Source organism: Streptomyces sp. NPDC031340, from assembly GCF_055569945.1.
Genome location: NZ_JBVIIE010000052.1, coordinates 47,991 through 62,247 on the forward strand (window position 1 = coordinate 47,991; position 14,257 = coordinate 62,247).

General features: G+C 68.9%; 10 protein-coding genes and 1 pseudogene. 6 read left to right on the top strand and 5 right to left on the bottom strand.

What is annotated here, in order from left to right; genetic code table 11:
- Positions 1-74 precede the first annotated feature (74 nt).
- Complete coding sequence (locus ACZ5GT_RS31685; protein ID WP_469033091.1) at positions 75-1,265, bottom strand: acyl-CoA dehydrogenase family protein; 1,191 nt, start codon at positions 1,263-1,265, stop codon at positions 75-77.
- A 287-nt stretch (positions 1,266-1,552) separates the two neighbouring features.
- On the opposite strand from ACZ5GT_RS31685, the gene ACZ5GT_RS31690 reads away from it, so the two are divergent.
- The gene (locus ACZ5GT_RS31690) at positions 1,553-2,746 is read left to right on the top strand and encodes an acyltransferase family protein (RefSeq protein ID WP_469033093.1); all 1,194 of its coding nucleotides are present in this window, start codon (positions 1,553-1,555) and stop codon (positions 2,744-2,746) included.
- A 54-nt stretch (positions 2,747-2,800) separates the two neighbouring features.
- On the opposite strand, the gene ACZ5GT_RS31695 is transcribed toward ACZ5GT_RS31690, so the two are convergent.
- Both ACZ5GT_RS31695 and ACZ5GT_RS31700 read right to left on the bottom strand, forming a co-directional pair.
- Positions 2,801-4,366, bottom strand: coding sequence for an MFS transporter (locus tag ACZ5GT_RS31695; protein ID WP_469033095.1), 1,566 nt, complete (start codon positions 4,364-4,366; stop codon positions 2,801-2,803).
- 561 nt (positions 4,367-4,927) lie between these two features.
- Positions 4,928-5,335, bottom strand: a complete 408-nt coding sequence (locus tag ACZ5GT_RS31700) for an SgcJ/EcaC family oxidoreductase (RefSeq protein ID WP_469033097.1) — start codon at positions 5,333-5,335, stop codon at positions 4,928-4,930.
- A gap of 489 nt (positions 5,336-5,824) precedes the next feature.
- Here ACZ5GT_RS31700 and ACZ5GT_RS31705 point away from each other — a divergent pair.
- Positions 5,825-5,929: pseudogene (locus ACZ5GT_RS31705) on the top strand (DUF1702 family protein); the annotation flags it as partial.
- 187 nt (positions 5,930-6,116) lie between these two features.
- On the opposite strand, the gene ACZ5GT_RS31710 reads toward ACZ5GT_RS31705, so the two are convergent.
- Together ACZ5GT_RS31710 and ACZ5GT_RS31715 are read right to left on the bottom strand one after the other, a co-directional pair.
- Complete coding sequence (locus ACZ5GT_RS31710) at positions 6,117-6,833, bottom strand: helix-turn-helix transcriptional regulator (RefSeq protein WP_469033112.1); 717 nt, start codon at positions 6,831-6,833, stop codon at positions 6,117-6,119.
- Positions 6,834-7,476: 643 nt separating this feature from the next.
- Positions 7,477-8,124 (bottom strand): TetR/AcrR family transcriptional regulator, encoded by a 648-nt coding sequence (locus ACZ5GT_RS31715; protein ID WP_469033099.1) that lies wholly within the window; start codon positions 8,122-8,124, stop codon positions 7,477-7,479.
- Positions 8,125-8,204: 80 nt separating this feature from the next.
- On the opposite strand from ACZ5GT_RS31715, the gene ACZ5GT_RS31720 reads away from it, so the two are divergent.
- The 4 genes from ACZ5GT_RS31720 (at position 8,205) to ACZ5GT_RS31735 (ending at position 14,085) form a co-directional block, all read left to right on the top strand.
- Positions 8,205-9,539: a carotenoid oxygenase family protein gene (locus ACZ5GT_RS31720; RefSeq protein WP_469033101.1), complete on the top strand. Its 1,335-nt coding sequence runs from the start codon at positions 8,205-8,207 to the stop codon at positions 9,537-9,539.
- Between the two features lie 640 nt (positions 9,540-10,179).
- Positions 10,180-10,683 (top strand): Rossmann-fold NAD(P)-binding domain-containing protein, encoded by a 504-nt coding sequence (locus tag ACZ5GT_RS31725; protein ID WP_469033104.1) that lies wholly within the window; start codon positions 10,180-10,182, stop codon positions 10,681-10,683.
- Positions 10,684-10,998: 315 nt separating this feature from the next.
- A complete protein-coding gene (locus ACZ5GT_RS31730; protein WP_469033106.1) occupies positions 10,999-12,882 on the top strand; it encodes an FAD/NAD(P)-binding protein in 1,884 nt (627 codons plus the stop codon).
- Positions 12,883-14,085, top strand: coding sequence for a putative PEP-binding protein (locus ACZ5GT_RS31735; protein ID WP_469033108.1), 1,203 nt, complete (start codon positions 12,883-12,885; stop codon positions 14,083-14,085).
- The last annotated feature ends 172 nt before the right edge of the window (positions 14,086-14,257 follow it).

Below are 14,257 nucleotides of genomic sequence, written 5' to 3' on the forward strand. Positions count from 1 at the left end.
GGCGTGCAGCGGCGGGGCCGGAAGCGGAGCAGCGGCCACCGCCCCGGCCCCAGACCGTGCTGAGAGGAGGATGTTCAGAGGTACTGGGTGTTGGGGGCCAGCCCGCACAGGATGCGGCCGTACAGCTCCAGGTTGGTGTTCGGGTGCATGACGGCGTGCAGGTTCAGCGTCTGGACATCGCGCTCGATGCGCTGGATGGGCACGTCGGTGTAGATGGACGAGGCGCCGCTCGCCGTGTTCAGGATGTCGACGGCTTCCTTCGACCGCTGGCACGCCGCGCCCGTGTCGAGCCGGACGCGGGCGCGCTCCTCCAGTGTCCACGGCTCGCCTGACGCGTTCTTGGCGTCCACGAGGTCGGCGATGCGGTACACGTGGAACTCGGCCTCGTCGATCTTGACCGATGCCTCGGCGACCTGGAGGTGGGTGAGCGGGGCCTGGCTCTGATCGGTGTAATCGGTGTAAGTGATCTTCCGGCCGGGCAGCCGCTCGAAGAAGACGTCCTTGGCGCCCTTGGCCAGACCCAGCGCGGTCGCGCTGACCGTGGCGCACGCCGTCGGCATGATCGGCGCCCGGTAGATGGACGCGTCGGCGTTGCTGCCGTGACCGCTGTGCCCCTGGAGGATGCCGCCCAGCGGGATGTACCAGCCGTCCGGCACGAAGACCTCGTGGGCGACCGTACTGACACTGCCCGAACCGCGCAGTCCGGCGGTGTGCCAGTCGTCGACGATCTCCAGCGAAGCCAGCGGAATCAGGGTCATGACCGGCTGGTGACTGCCGTCCGGCATGGCCAGCACCGCCGCGTTGGTGTTCCACTTGCTCTGCTTCGCCCCGCTGTTGAACGCCCACCTGCCGTTGACCACGATGCCGCCCTTCGCCGGCACCGCCATGGCCGTCGGACTGATGATGCCGCTCACCAGGTTGTCCGGGGAGGCGAACACCTCGTCCTGGACCGTGTCGGGGAAGAGCCCGGCGACCCACGCGCTGATGGACCACACGCCGGCGGTCCACGACGCGGATCCGTCCCCCCTGCCCAGTTCTGCGATCACCTCCGCCTGGGTCCTCATGTCGGACTCGTAACCGCCGAGGCGGGCGGGGAGCCGGGTGCGCAGCAGGCCGGCCTCGGCCATCGCCTTGATGGTGCCCTCGTGCAACTGGCGGTTCTCTTCGGCCCAGAGTGCGTTCGCACGGAGCGTCGGCACCAACTCCGCTGCGCGGGCGACGAGGTCGGCGCGGGTCGGTGAGTCCGCAAGCTCGGTGGTGTCCACAGATTCTCCTCGGGAAGCGACGACAGGGGGGCGGCAGGCACCCGGTGACCGGAGCCCTGGACCACCGTCGCAGCCATCGGTTTGCGCTACATCTCCTGGGTTGCGGGGTGCGGGCAAGTGGTCACGGACCTGGTGCGCCGCCGTCAGGTGTGCACGCGAACGCCGAAAGAGCCGGCCGGGAAAAGTCCGCATCCTGGAAGACGCCGGCTCGCGGCGCAGCCCGGACAATCCACCCCGAGACCCGTGCGGCTCTCTCCTGGTTCCCTTTGACGACGAGGCAGACAGACATGACAGAGACAACGACACCCCGTCCAGGCAGACTTCCGTCCCTGACCGCCTTACGATTCGTTGCCGCGTTCCTGGTCTTCATATTTCATTCGCACTACTTGGGCATATTCAGCAACGCCTCGGTGCAGAAGCAGTACAACTTCATCACCAACAGTGCCGGCGGGATCAGCGTCTCGTTCTTCTTCGTGCTCAGTGGGTTCCTGCTGACCTGGGCGGCCAAGCCGACCGACACGATGGGCACGTTCTGGCGCCGGCGGTTCTTCAAGATCTACCCGAGCCACGTCGTGGTCTGGTTGATCATCTTCGTCATGCTGTTCGTGTCGGGTACCGCGATCAGGACCGGGCCTGCCGTGGCCAACCTCTTCCTGGTGAACTCCTGGGTGCCGCAGATGAACAACCTCATGTTCGCGGTCAACGGGGTCACGTGGTCGTTGTCGGCGGAGATCGTCTTCTACCTGCTGTTCCCGTTCCTGATTGTCGGAATCGACAAGATCCGGGCCAGCCGGCTCTGGTACTGGGCCGTCGGTGTGGCGGCGCTGTCACTGTCGGTTCCGCTGCTGTCGAAGACCTTCATGCCCGACACCCCGGTGTTCCCGGGGTACGACCAGTTCTCCTGGCCGCAGATGTGGTTCGCCTACCAGTTCCCGCTGGTGCGCTGCCTGGAGTTCGTCGTCGGCATCCTCTTCGCCCGCATCGTCCTGAGCGGACGGTGGGGCCGCATCGGCCTGGCTCCGGCCGCGCTCAGCGTCGTCGCGGTGTATGTGGTGTCCCTGTGGCTGCCCCAACTCTGGTCGTTCGCCGCGCCCTATGCGTTCCCGATCGGGCTCCTGGTCTCGGCCACAGCCACCAGAGACGCCGCCGGTCGGGGAACACTGCTGGCCCGTCGTCCGCTGGTCTGGCTGGGCGAGATCTCGTACGCGTTCTTCCTGATCCACCTCAACGTGCTGAACTCGGCGCAGGCCGCGTTCAAAGGGGAGTGGATGGGGTACGGCGACTTCGACAGGACGTCGTGGAGTACGCCGGTGGCGGTGCTGTTCCTGCTGGGCTGCCTGACCGTCAGCATCGTCCTGGCCTGGCTGCTCTACCGGTTCGTCGAGGTGCCGGTCATGCGGAAATGGTCCAGGCCCCGGCCGCGCCGGCCGGAGCCCGTCGTCGATCCCGATGAGATCGACGCCCGCACGGCCACGGGCTGAGCCGGGCCGGCTTTCCGCCTGGTGACCGCCGCATCGGGTACCAGGCGGAAGGCCTCACGATCCGGTCGCCTCGGCGCCTTCGGCGACCGCGTCCGGCTCGTCGGACGCTGACTGCGCCGCAGCCTTCTGACCGAGCGTCATCCAGGCGAGGACGAAGACGACCGCGATGACCGCGATGCCGACGACCGCCACCACGTTCAGCCCGTCGGTGAAGGCTTTCTGGGCCGCGGCCAGCAGCGACTGGGCCCGGTCGGCCGGGAGTTCGGCGGCGGCGGCGACCGCCTCGGCCAGCGTCTGCCGGGCCCCGGAGACCGGAGAGTCGGCCATGCCGGACTGGTAGACCGCGCCGCAGACGCTGCCGAGCAGGGCCAGTCCGAGGGTCGAGCCGAGGAGGTTGCTGGTCTCCGACATCGACGCCGCCGAGCCTGCCTTCTCCGGCGGAGCCGCCCCGACGATCAGACTCGTGCCGAGCACGAACATCGGCGCGATGCCCAACGCCACCAGCGCCACGCTCAGTGACACCAGGCCGGGGCTGCTGGTCCTGGTCACCGTGGTGAGCAGGGCCAGGCCGATGAAGCACAGCACGAGTCCGCCGAGGATCGCGCTGCGCGAGTGGATCCGCCGAGCGATCACCGGTGTGACCAGGACTCCGATGGCGATGCCCAGGCCGGTCGGGGCCTGCCACAGCCCTGCCTCGGTCGGCTCCAGCCCGAGCACGCTCTGGATGAACTGGCTGGTCGGCAGGCCCAGCCCGGCCAGCGTCCCGGAGGCGAGCAGCATGGCCAGCAGCGGGCTGCTGAACCTGACGTTGCGGAACAGCCGCAGGTCGAGCAGCGGGTTGGGCAGTCGCAGCTGTCGGCGGGTGAACACGACGCCGAAGGCGACACCGGCGGCGATGGCCAGGAGCGCACCCACCGGTGAACTGTCGTCGCCGGTGGCCAGCTGCTTGATGCCGTAGATCACCGGCAGGATCGCGGCCAGCGACAGCGCCACGCTGACCAGGTCGAGGCGCTTGGCATCGGCGTCGCGGTACTCGGGCAGCAGGATCGGCCCGACGATCAGCAGGAGCACCATGACCGGGATGCTGAGCAGAAAGACCGAGCCCCACCAGAAGTGCTGCAGCAGGACCCCGCCCATGACCGGGCCCAGGGCGGCTCCGCCGAAATTGCAGAAGGCCCACAGCGAGATCGCGGTGCCCATCTGCTTGGGGTTGCGGAACATGTTGCTGATCAGGGCGAGCGTCGAGGGCGACAGCGTGGCGGCGGCGATGCCGAGCAGGGCCCGGGCGATGATCAGCATCAGTGGGCTGGTCGAGAACGCCGCGAGCACCGAGGCGGCGGAAAAGGCGCTGGCGCCGATCATGAGAAGCTTGCGACGGCCGATCCGGTCACCGAGAGTACCCATGGTGATCATGAAGCCGGCGAGCATGAAGCCGTAGATGTCGGTGATCCAGAGCTGCTCGCTGCCGGTCGCGCCCAGGTCGGCGCTCAGGTGGGGCAGCGCGAGGAACAGGACACCGATGTCGAAGGCGACGAGCAGCGTGGGCAACGCCAGTGCGGCCAAGCCCAGCCACTCCCGGCGCCCGGCCGACGGAGCCGTGTCCTGAGCCGTGTCACTCATGGCAATCCTTTCTCGTTCACCACCGCGGGCGGCACCCGCGCATGGTGTCGTTACCCGGTAGTCGGAACAGATTCCGGGAATCCGACACGTGATCCGTGCCGAGTCGGGAGCACTCCGGGTCGAGCGAGGGTCATGCCGTGAGTTCGGCGGCGTCGCGGTGACGTGTCCCAGCGCCGTTCGTTCCACGACACCGTCGTTCCGGACGGACGTCACCGGCGCGCAGGGGCTGCATCGCCGGCGAGGCCGAAGCGGCGCTTGAGCGCCGCTCGAGCGGCGCGCTGGGTCATGCCGGTGGGCCGGCACGCAGGACGGGCAGGCTCGCGGATCGCCCCGAACCGCTGGATGCGGCAGTCACACGCCGGGATGGCCGAAGTGGCGCAGACCGGCTCGGGAATGGCGCACCGAAACAGCAACGGGCCTGCTCGGCCGGAGAATTGCTCGACAACATCGTCTCCGCCGAGAGGCCCGTTCCTCTATCCACGCCGTACCGGCCGACGAGATCGTCCGAGACGTCCCCCGCCGGCCTCATTCCCGAACACGGTTCGGTTCACCGCCGCCCTCTCAGCCCACCGGAGTGTTCTGATAAGCGGCGAGCTGCCACCCGGTCTCCTCCTTGACGACCACCCAGGTGGCCCGAATGGAGCGCTCCGCTGCGACCTCCTTCTCTCCGGGCAGCAGAACGCCTCCCGCGGTGACGAGAACCGCGGAGTCCGGGCCGATGAACTCGACCGAAATCGGCTCACCGGTCACACGTGTCCCCTTGTAGGGGCCGGTGAACGCCTCAGTCATGAACTCTTCGATGGCGTCGCGGCCCTTCTTGAAAGACCCGGGCAGGATCATCGTCCCTTTCTCGGTGAAGACCGCAGCGAACTTCTTGGCGTCCTGGCTCGCCCACGCCGCGACAATTCGCTGCGGAACTGCTGCCGCACCTGCCTGGTCGGGCCGGGTGGAACTGGTATTGGTCGACATTGTCGTCTCCCTTTGGCTTACGCGTTTTCCGGTCCGCGACAGCGTGGCAAGGTTCTTCTCACCGCAACAACTCCGACGATGCCGTTGCGCATTTCAAGATCGAGCAGCGGGAGTGCGTGATCGCAAGGATCCGCTGCGCCGCATCGCGGACCGCGTCGGGCAGGCCCGGCCCCGAGCGCCGTCCTGTCCGAGGCACCGGGTCGGGGTGGCGGGACCACGGGATGGCGCTGGTCCAGTTGACCCTGCGCGCCCTGCGGCCCGGGGGCTTCCGCTGTCACTCATGCCTTGCGGTACGCCGCGGCAGTCTCCGGGGCCCGCCGATCGGCAATGCGAAAGATGTCGCACCGCTTTCCCGGCCGGAAAATGAAAGCCAGGCTTCTGAATCCTGGTGGAGGGCGTGTGGCGAGAACTCTCCGATCGCTCCGGCGGACACTGTTCGCGCCACCCCTGTGGAGGTCGGCTTCGCGCGGCACGGCTTCGCAGTGGGCCATGGAGGCACGCGGGCTGGACGGCCTGACGCCCCGTCCGGAGCTGATCGACGCCGAGCGGAGCGGGTTCGCCTACGAGGGCGCGACGATGGCGTGCACCGTTCTGAACGCCATGGGGCGCGGCCACCCTGCCCGCGGCAGGGCGCTCCCCCGAGGCCGAGGAGAAGGAGCCGGGTCACCGGGTGGTGGCGGAGCCGATGCTCCGGCTCGGGATGTGGGGCGGGCCGCCGGCAAGGGTTCATACAGTGCGGTAACCGCTGCGGCGGGGGCCGGCGCCCCGCCGCAGCGCCGGATCATCCGGCGGCTCGGACGATGGCCGCCTCGAACGCCTCCGACCGCACTCGCTGCAGTGCCACCAGTATCGGGGGGTCGAGAACTCGCCTGCCCCGCAGCCGGAACTCGGTCGGGCCGAGCGGTGTTTCCCGGCGCACATTCAGGGGGCCGAGGGAACCCACATGAACCGCTTGGTCCTCCGTCAGGGCTTCGCAGGCGTGCCCCGGAACGGAATGTCCCAGCAGATACCATGTTCCAGCCGGAACCCCTGTGATCTCAAAAGGTCCGGGGAAAGGGAGAACGGTGCAACTCACCGGCCTCCCCTCGGGTACCCGGGTAGGGAAAAGACCGAGGAATAATAATCCCAGCTCCGCACCCTCAGGTGCAGTAACCGACCCGTACACCGAGCCCCCGACATCTCGCCTTCCCGGCAGTTTCACCGAATTGATGAACCCGTTGAATCGTCGGTAGGCGGAGGGCGCCATTCCGACGCTGCCGGAAAACCGTGAGCTGAAGGTCCCCACGCTGCTGTACCCGACCATGTGACTGATAGCGGTGACAGTGAGATCGGTCGTCAGCAGCAGCCTCTTCGCCTCCCGGATCCGCATCGCAGACAGGAAACGACCTGGTGAGACGCCCGTCACCCGCTGAAATTCGCGGGAGAAGTGGAACTTGCTGTACATGGCGAAGCCGGCTATGTCATCAATGCTCAGCGGCTCCGAGAGGTTGTCCCGCATGATCTCGATGGATCGCTGTACAGCATCGACAATAGTGGGCGCCGCACGCTTCCCGTTCTCCATTTACCCTCCCAGGGCAGTGAGACGGCGATCAGGCCGATTGCATTCGAGGTCACAGGGGCCACCGGGTGACGGGCTGCCCAGAACACTCACAGCGAAAATGGATATTAGCAGTCCGACTCGCATTCGAACAAGCATCCTTTTCATGTTTCGAATGCGTAGGCCGGGGTAATATGCCAGCCCGGCGGAGTGACTTGAAACAGCAACCCCGGAGATGTCGCAGCCTCTGCGGCACGGACTAACGGCGCAGCCGATTTTCTCCGAACCATCCCTGTGAATTATCCGCCCGTCCAGAGGGACGGTCGATGCGTTTCGGATTTCAAGATCGAGTAGTTGGAGTGCGTGGTCGGTTCGGGACCGACAGCGGCCGGTGGCGGCGGCCTCGACGGCGTGAGGGAACCCTGCTCGGCCTCGGGCAGCCGGGGATCCGGCCCGGACCTCGCGGCTCACCGATCCGCGGTCGGCACCGGCGCACCGGCACTTCCGGGCGCGCTCGCCCGACTGGAGCGGCGGATCCTTCAGCGGCCGGCGCCCACGAGAGTATGGCGGGGCGGCACGAGGCCCGCGTCGCGCGCCCCGTCCGTCAGCGGACCGGGGAGGGTACGCCCGCCCGCTCCAGCGAGCGCTTGGCCGCCGACGGTTCGGCGCCCGCCCCCACCAGCAGCCCGTGCACCTGCGCCGCGAAACAGAGCTCGGCGTCGTACGGCGGAACGAGGAAGCCGCCCAGTTCCAGGGTGACCAGCCCGTGCAGGGCGATCCACATCTGATGGGCCACCAGCCGCGCGTCCCCGTCCCGGAACTGACCGGCCGCCATGGCCGCACCGATCGCACGGACCAGCGGTTCGAGGGTGTAACGCCCGTGCTGCCGGTCGTCCTCGGTGAGGCTGAACCCGCCCGGCCCGGCGCCGCCGAACATCACCCCGTACAGATGGTGATGGTCGAGCGCGTTGCCGCGGTACGCGAGCCCGAGCGCGGCGACGTCGGCCACCGGGTCGCCCGTCGCTGCGACCTCACCCATGCGCTGGTCCAGGCGCGCGAAGCCCTCCCGGACGATGGCCCGGACCAGGTCGTCCATGCTGCCGAAGTGCGTGTAGACCGCGGTGGTCGACGTCCCCACCGCCGCAGCCAGCCGACGCGTCGTCAGAGCCTGCGGCCCCTCCTCGGCCAGGATCCCGGCCGCCTCCTCGACGAGGCGCGCGCGAAGACCCGGATCCGCCTGACGTGGACTCACCCTTGACGTCCCTTCGGTCGTGCCGTCACCATGCAATCAAACGCTGTTACGTAACGTCGATACGATACCTGGGCGGAACCATGATCGCATCGAAAGCCGGCACGGCCCACCTCACCGCCGTTCCCCCGGTCACCCGGGAGGCGACCGTCTTCGCGCCGCCGGTACTCGGCGCCATCCCCCCACAACTCGACGGCACCCTCCTCACCATCGGCCCGAATCCGCTTCGCGGGCCGGATGACCGGCACCCCTTCGCCGGCGACGGCATGGTCCACGGCGTGCGACTGCGCGACGGCCGTGCGCAGTGGTACCGCAACCGCTGGCTGCGCACCGACCGCGTCGCCCGCGTCCTCGGCGAGCTGCCCGCCCCCGGGCCCCGCCTCGGCTTCGGCGACAACGCCAACGGCAACATCATCCGGCACGCCGGCCGCACTCTGGCTCTGGGGGACGGCGGGCCATCCCCGCTGGAGCTCGACCGCGAGCTGAACACCGTCGCCCGCATCGACTTCGACGGCACCCTTCCCGGGGGATTCGCCGCGCACCCGCAGCACGACCCGCTCACCGGTGAACTGCACGCGATCGCCGGCAGCCACGAACCGCCCCACGCCGTCCACATCGTCGTCGACGTCCAGGGACGGGTCCGGCGCAGGGTTCCCATCCAGCTCAAACGACCGACCATGATGCACGCGTTCTCCCTCACGGAGCACTACGCGCTCATCTACGACCTGCCCGTCGTTCTCGACCCGGCGGCCGACCCGCGCACCCCCTACACCTGGGACGACGGTCACGGCGCGCGCCTCGGACTACTGTCCCGCGAGGGGGGACCGGACGACATCCTGTGGGTGGAACTGGCACCGTGCTTCGTCTTCCACCCGGTCAACGCCTACGAGACGGACCGGCACATCGTGGTCGACGTCGTGCGCCACCCCCGGATCTTCGACCACGACCGACGCCGCCCCGGTGAGACCGCCCCCACCCTGTGGCGTTGGACGGTCCACCCAGGCGCGGGCACCGTTGTGGAGGAACAGCTCTCGGACGTCGTCCAGGAGGGTCCGCGGATCGACGACCGGTACCGCGGCAGCGCGCACCGCATCGCCTTCACCACGGCCCTCGATCCCAGCACGGACGAACTGCTGGGCGGTCCTGCCTTGTTGCGCCACGACCTCGCCGCCGGACGGACGGACGAGCACCGTCTGCCGCCCGGCCACACCACGGGTGAGGCGGTGCTCGTACCGCGGGAGGCGTGCGCCCCGGAGGGTGACGGCTGGCTGCTCAGCCTCGTGTACGACCGGTGCGCGGGCAGGAGCGAGCTGAGGATAATCGACACCGCCGACTTCACCGGGCGCCCGGTCGCCGTCGTACCTCTGCCCGTCCGGGTGCCGCACGGCTTCCACACGACGTGGGCCGCCGGCGCCTAGGGGACACCCCCGTCGATCCTGGCGGGCCCGCGACGCGTCCCCGGCCTGGCGGCTGGGAGGGACGCCGCACGGCACCTCGCCGCAGGGCCGAAGCCTCGCGACGACCGACCTGATGCCCCGCCGGCTGCCCCGGGACGGTCGCCCCCGGACCACGGCCATCTGTAAGCCGCCGGTCATCGAGGTAGGCGCGGTTCACACCCATGCTCTCAGTCACCCCTTCGACCGGAATTTCGCTGCGCCGTGGGGGCCACAAAAATAATGCCTACCCGGAAAGAGCGGCTCGCCCAGGTTATCCCGTACTACGTCGATAGCACACAAAATAACCTGCTCGGTCTGAGCTGCCCCCGATCCCCGATTCCGGGCGGGTGCTGATTCGGTCTCCTTCCGACTCCCCCGCCGGCCGCCGCCGCCGGTCGATGAGCCGTGCGCGAGTCGTCATGATCGCCTGCGACCAGGGTCTCCCGACACTCCGAGCCGGCCTGCTCCGATGCATTCCGGCGGCCATTCGAAGGCAGGCGGCGCAGCAAGCCGTCCGAAAAGGAGCAAGACCCGCGGCATCTCGTGGGAGGGTAGCCATTGTTCCCGAAGCCAGGATGGTGCGGTTCTCGCACAACTACAGGACATGGACAGGAAGTTTTTCGTGCTCCTTGAGGACAAGACCGTGATCGTATACGGTGTCACTTCGATCCACAGTATCGCGGCGATCAGGGCGTTTGCCAGCCAGCGTGCACTCATTTTCTTTGCGGATTCTTCACTGGAGCGAGCCGAAGCTGCGGCCCGCGAGATAATTGATGCCGGGGCGGTCGCCGAAGCCGCCGAAGTCGACCTTTTCGACCGCCGCCGGCTCGAGGAGTACACGGCCGAGCTGGTGGAATGGACCGGCGGCATCGACGTCGCCGTCGTCGCGCTGGCGGACCATGGCACCGACGCCCAGTTGACCACCGCGAGAACGGTCGCCGAGCGGATGGTGGCCCAGGGCTCCGGAATCATCGTGATCATGTCGGCGACCGGCGAATACGAGCAGGAGTACCGGAAGCTCGCCGAACACGCCGCCCCGCACGGTGTCGCCGTCCTCCCCATCTTCTGCGCCCTGGACCATGGGCGGAACCTCAGCACGACGATCAACCACCCGATTCCCTCCTGATACGCATCGGCCCGTACGGTGCGCGCCGCATCCGGCGACCTCCCCCGGCGAGCGCCGGCGGTCCGGCATGCGCGCACGCCGTGCGGCCGGCGCGGAGCGGGACGGTGACGCCGGGCAAGGGCCACCCGTCGACTCCGGCGTCCGTTCTCCCGCCCGGGCGACACGCGTCCGCATCGCCGACGCCCGTGCCGGGAAGGAACGCCTCGACCCGAACGGCACCCGCCCAATTCCGCAGTGCGCTCCGCCGGTCGGCCTGCTTTCGGCAGGAGGCGGCCGCACTCGCTTTGTTTCGTCACCCAACGGGGAGGTTAATCCTTGAATCAGACAGGCGAACGTCCAAGAGTCCTCATAGTCGGCGCCGGACTGGCCGGCAGCGCCACGGCGATTCGGCTGCTCCACTTCGCCCGCCGACCGCTCGAGGTCGTCCTGCTCGAGCGGCGTTCCGCATATCGGGCCGCCGGTGTCGCCTACCACCGGGACGGCAACCCCTGGGACCATGTGTTCAACATCCAGGCAGGCCGCATGTCGGTATTCCGGGAGGACGTTCTCGACTTCATCCGCTGGGCCAATCACGAGGCCGACCGCCGCGACTGGCCGGCGCCGTGGGCCGAGTTCGAGTTCGTCGAGCACGGCCCGGCGCCCCGCCGGATATTCCAGGACTATCTGACCGACCGGCTGGCCGAGGCCGCTCGGGAAGCCTGTCCCGGCGCCGTGCTCGTCGAAGCGGACGGCGAGGCGGTCGACATGGACGTCCGCTCCTCCGGGATCGATGTGACCGTGCGACGGCCCTCCAAGGGCGGTCCACGGGCCGGGCTGGAGCCGGAAACGGAGGCGATGTCCGCCGAGCACGTCGTGCTCGCGACCGGCCTGGAACTGAGGCAGCCGCTTTTCGCCGCCGAGGTGCTCGAGCATCCGTCGTTCGTCCGGGAGCCGTACTCCGCGGCCGGCGTCCGCACGCTCGAGTCCCTCCCGCCCGAGTCGACCGTCGCGATCGTCGGATCCGTGCTGAGCGCCTACGACTCGGCGGGCTTATTGCTGCGCCGGGGCCACACCGGGACGATCCACCTGATCTCCAGGAGCGGGACGATGTTCCGGACGTACCCGGACGGCCATGAGCACGAGGTCCTGCCTCTGCCCTGTCCGAAAGCGCTGCTGGAGCCGTACCGGAACCGTGCCGAGTTCCTCGCCCGGGTCCGGGACGAGTGGGAGGCGGCGTGTGCGACGGTCGTCCGGGCCCACCCCGGAATCGACCCGGCGGTGGTCACGGAGCGGGTGGCCAAGGCGTGGGAGCCATATCTTCCCAAGGCCATCGAGCAGATTCCCACCGTGGAACTGTGCAGCCTGCTGGACGAATTCAGTACCGCGATAGCCGCGCTCCGGGTCGGCGCCGTGGAATACACGATGTCGGTCATCGAGCGGGCGATGCGCACGGCGGACGGGGCGGTGCGACTGGTCGTCGGCAGGGTCGAGCGGATCACGCCGGCGAAGTCCGGGCGGCTGCTCGTCTCGGTCGCGGCCCCGGCGGAGACGCGGACCGTCGAGGCCGACCTGGTGGTGGCCAACTTCGGCAGAGAGTGGGACTACCGCAAGGTCGGCGGACCACTGTGGGAGAACCTCCTCCGCAAGGGCATCGCGGCGCCGCACGAGCGCACGGGGCGCGGCCTGGAGGTCGACGGCGCGGGGGCGCTGCTGAGCCCCGGCGGGGAGCCGGCCGGTCCGGTCTACGCGGTCGGCGTGCCGAGAGAGGGCGACGAGATCGTGCGGAACGGCCGTACCGGCGCGTTCGCCTTCAATCTCGCCGCCATCAAAAACCAATCCGTCTCGGTCGCCGCCCGGGTGATCGAGCAACTGGAATCACCTGAAGGCGGTTCGGCGCGGACGCCGTCCCCGTTCGAGGCCGACGGCAGCAACGTAGAGGATGCGTACCGCAGCCGATTCGAGGAGGCTGTGGTACTGGAAGCGCAAAGGCTGGCCGCGCGTAAGCGAAATGAACGGGAGCTGCTGGATTCCCGGTTGCAGACCTGTCTGCGGTCCCTGGGTGAAATGCCGGCCCTTCCGACGGATGCTTCCCGTCGCGACCGTCTGCTGAGAACCGTCGTCAACCGGGCCGCCGTCCGGCGGCTCACCGACGTCTCCGTCACCCCGCAGCAGCTGCGCCGACAGCTGAAGATCGGGGACTGCGAAGACCTGGAGGGCTAGTTGAACGTGCGACGAATTCAGGGACTCCTTCTGGCCGGTGGTACACAGAGTGTCTTACGAGGTATCTGTAACGGCACGAGAAAGCCGCTCGAGGGATCGATTCTCGTCGCCCCTTCCCTCGAAGCGGGTCTGTACGACGCGATCGTGGCGGCCCGGGCGGTGGTCTGCGGTGCGGGCGGGCTGACCGGCCACATGCAGTCCATCTGCCGTGGCAGGGGCATCCCCGTGCTCCGCGTCGATCAGGCGGATCTCGCCCACCTGGTCGGCGAAGTGACGCTTCACCTGGACAGCCAGTCGATCACCGTCGGCTCCGAGCCGAGTCCGCGCCGTCCCTCGCCGGACGATCTCGGCTCGGCCTGCGCGGTCATCGCGGATCTTCAGGACATCCACACGATCAACACGTGCGGGCCCAACGCGAAGCGGGTGGACTCCTTCTTCATCCGGGAGGAGTTCCTCTGCCTGGCGGCGGGCCTGCGTCCGCTCGACGCCCTGGCCGGCGGCCCCGTCGAGATCGCGGCCTACGGGCGGTCCGTCGCCGACCGGCTGTGCGGCTTCGTCGAGGCGCTCCTGCCCCACCAGCGGCTGATCCTGAGGCTTCTCGACCTCCGTTCCGACCACGCCGCCGAGGTCACCGAGTCGGCCCCGGTCGCGGTCGAGCCGAACCCCGAACTGGGCCTGCACGGCGCGCGCTGGCTCATGGGCTCGGCCGCCTACCGGACCGCGCTGCACACCGTTCTCGGGTCGCTGCGCGAACGGCTCGGTGACCAGGCCGGCCGCGTGCATCTCGCGGCTCCGTTCCTCACCGACGAGCAGGAGTTCGCCCGGCTCAGGACACACCTCGAGGTGCCGGCCGACGTGCCCCTGTCCGCGTTCATCGAGACGCCCGCGGCCGTGCACGCCACCACCGCGATCTGCGGCGCGGGCGCCAGCGAGCTGTACGTCGGCATGAAGGACCTCGTGCAGTTCTATCTCGCCGCGGACCGGAGCAACCACCTGGTCGCCGGCACCTACCAGACCCGGCATCCGGCCGTCATGGACGCGGTGCGCAGGGTGGTGGAGTCGGCGCGTGCCGCGGACACCCCGGTGCGGGTGTTCTCGTTGGGTGCCGATCTCGCCCACTACCTCGGGCACCTGCCGGACCCCGACGGCTACATGATGTGCACCGCCGAGCTGCGGCAGGTGCTCGTTCAGCCGCAGCACTGACCGGTTTACGACCGACTGGGCACAAAGACGGAGGACTTGCCACTGGGCGGACTGCTGTGAAGACCCCTGACCGACGGCCGTGGGGGGGGGGGGGGGGGGGGGGGGGGGGGGGGGGGGGGGGGGGGGGGGGGGGGGGGGGGGGGGGTGTTTTTGCGTGGGGGTGGGGGGGTTT

Bases quoted from the DNA above. Each gene is read 5' to 3' on its own strand.
- ACZ5GT_RS31700 (WP_469033097.1), bottom strand. From the start codon at position 5,335: ATGTCGACCAATACCAGTTCCACCCGGCCCGACCAGGCAGGTGCGGCA.
- ACZ5GT_RS31710 (WP_469033112.1), bottom strand. From the start codon at position 6,833: ATGCGGGACAACCTCTCGGAGCCGCTGAGCATTGATGACATAGCCGGC.
- ACZ5GT_RS31690 (WP_469033093.1), top strand. From the start codon at position 1,553: ATGACAGAGACAACGACACCCCGTCCAGGCAGACTTCCGTCCCTGACC.
- ACZ5GT_RS31720 (WP_469033101.1), top strand. From the start codon at position 8,205: ATGATCGCATCGAAAGCCGGCACGGCCCACCTCACCGCCGTTCCCCCG.
- ACZ5GT_RS31695 (WP_469033095.1), bottom strand. From the start codon at position 4,366: ATGAGTGACACGGCTCAGGACACGGCTCCGTCGGCCGGGCGCCGGGAG.